The sequence below is a fragment of the Kitasatospora sp. NPDC059571 genome (assembly GCF_042735675.1).
Taxonomy (GTDB): Bacteria; Actinomycetota; Actinomycetes; order Streptomycetales; family Streptomycetaceae; genus Kitasatospora.
Map to the genome: position 1 here is coordinate 1 of NZ_JBHWBW010000755.1, position 2124 is coordinate 2124.

The 2124-nt window shown below is 71.6% G+C and carries 2 protein-coding genes; one reads left to right on the top strand and one right to left on the bottom strand.

Features of this window, described 5'->3' with window-relative positions; all coding sequences use genetic code 11:
* Nucleotides 1-950 (bottom strand): serine/threonine-protein kinase (locus tag ACFV0G_RS38690; RefSeq protein ID WP_380558378.1); only part of this gene is annotated, 950 nt, incomplete at its 3' end.
* Nucleotides 951-1334: 384 nt separating this feature from the next.
* On the opposite strand from ACFV0G_RS38690, the gene ACFV0G_RS38695 reads away from it, so the two are divergent.
* Nucleotides 1335-1976 (top strand): TetR family transcriptional regulator, encoded by a 642-nt coding sequence (locus ACFV0G_RS38695; protein ID WP_380558381.1) that lies wholly within the window; start codon nt 1335-1337, stop codon nt 1974-1976.
* Nucleotides 1977-2124: the final 148 nt, after the last annotated feature.

A 2124-nucleotide genomic window follows, 5' to 3' on the forward strand; every position in this document is an offset into this window, starting at 1 on the left:
GGCACGGGGGCGGGCACCGGCGGCGCGACGGGCGGCTGCGGGGCGACCGGCGGGGCCGGGCGCCGGCCGCGCTTGCGCTCGATCAGTTCCAGGGCGCTCGGGGGCAGCCAGTCGCCGGCGTCGCCGAGCGCGTCGTCCCGGGAGAACAGGTGCGGGGCCAGTTCGGCCTGGATCTGCGCCGGGGTCGGGCGGTGCTCGGGCGCGGGCCGCATGCAGGCCCGGACGAGGTCGACCAGCTCCACCGGCAGGCCGGAGAGGTCGGGCTGCTCGCGCAGGAGCTGGAAGACCGTCTCGACCGGGTTGGCGCCCCGGTACGGCGGGTGGCCGGTGCCGCAGAAGACCAGCAGCGAGCCGAGCGAGAAGACGTCGCTGGCGCCGGTGACGCTGCGGCTGTCCCGGGCCTGCTCCGGCGACATGTAGGCGGGGGTGCCGACCGCCACGTTGGTCATGGTGAGGCGGGTGTGCGAGACGCCGGCCGCGATGCCGAAGTCGATCACCCGCGGGCCGTCCTCGACGACCAGCACGTTGGACGGCTTGAGGTCGCGGTGGACCAGCCCGGCGGCGTGGATGGACTGCAGCGCCTCGGCGATGCCGGCCACCAGCCAGCGCACCGCGTCGACCGGCAGCGGCCCGCAGTGGTTGACGAGGTCCTCCAGGGAGGGCGCGGGCACGTAGGCGGTGGCGAGCCACGGCACCCGGGCGTCGGCGTCGGCGTCGACCACGGCGGCGGTGTAGAAGCCGCCGACCGTCTTGGCGGCGGCGATCTCACGGGCGAAGCGGACCCGGAAGAGGTCGTCCTCGGCCAGTTCGGTGCGCACGGTCTTGATGGCGACCCGGCGGCCGGATGCGGACCGCGCCAGGTAGACCAGTCCCATTCCGCCCGCGCCGAGCCGTCCCAGCACCTCGAAGGGCCCGATCCGCCTTGGATCGTGCGCCGTCAGCTGGTCCACTGAGCTGCCACCTCCCCGTCCTGCCGTCCCCGTGCGGGGCGCGACGACCCCGATTCTCCAACGCCCGCCGCCCGGGATCCAATCTCCCCCGCCCGTGCCGCACCGACGGCGTGCCCGGCCCGGCGCCCTCCCACCCCCGAACAACGGCTCGAACGGCGGGCGGCGGGCCGCCCTGACGGCCCACCCGGTGATCACCGAACGTCATCCGACCACCCCTCAGCCGACCGGTCGTCACGCTGTGGGGTCATCAGTGCACGGGGGGGCGCGAGATCCGTCCCCGGAAATTCGACGGGCCTCCGACAACACTCTTCCATTACCACCCCGGGCGGCGTAATTGTCGCATCACCGAATCGCGCCAAGATCGTGCCGCGGTAAGCTGACGGCATGACAGGACAAGTTCGCACCGTCGACGGTCGCGTCGCCGGGCGACGCGGACAGGAGACGCGGCAGAAGCTGCTCGACTGCCTCCGCGAGATGCTCAGCACGTCGCCTTACCGGGACGTCAAGGTCATCGACGTCGCCCGTATGGCGGGTACCTCCCCCGCGACCTTCTACCAGTACTTCCCGGATGTCGAGGGCGCTGTCCTCGAGATCGCCGAGGAAATGGCCGAGGACAGCGGCGGGCTCAAAGAGCTCGTCGAAGGAAAGTCCTGGGCGGGAAAGACCGGCGCCGCCACTTCGGAAGATCTGGTGGACGGATTCCTCGCCTTCTGGCGCAAGAACGACGCCATTCTTCGCGTCGTGACTCTCGGTGCAGCCGAGGGGGACAAGCGGTTCTTCAAGATCCGGATGAAGGTCCTCAACTCGGTCGTCGGACCGCTCACCGAGGCCGTCCGATCGAACCAGGGCAAGACCGACAAGACGATCGAGCCGGCCGCGGTGGCGGGCGCCCTGGTGTCGCTGCTGGCCGCAGCGGCCGAGCACCAGAAGGCGTTCACCTCCTGGGGCGTCAAGGTCAAGGACCTCAAGCCGAACCTCGCCCTCCAGGTCTACCTGGGCGTGGCCGGCAAGAAGCCGCCCAAGTAGCGCAAGCGCTCGATCCACCATCCGTCCCGCACGCGAGACCCCGGCCTCCTGTCCGGGGTATGGCGGACGGCGGCCGTGTCCTCGGGGGAGGTTCGCCGACGTACCGTGACGTGCCCGAGCAGCAGAACGCCGTGGGGCGCCGGAATCC

Bases quoted from the DNA above. Each gene is read 5' to 3' on its own strand.
- ACFV0G_RS38695 (WP_380558381.1), top strand. From the start codon at position 1,335: ATGACAGGACAAGTTCGCACCGTCGACGGTCGCGTCGCCGGGCGACGC.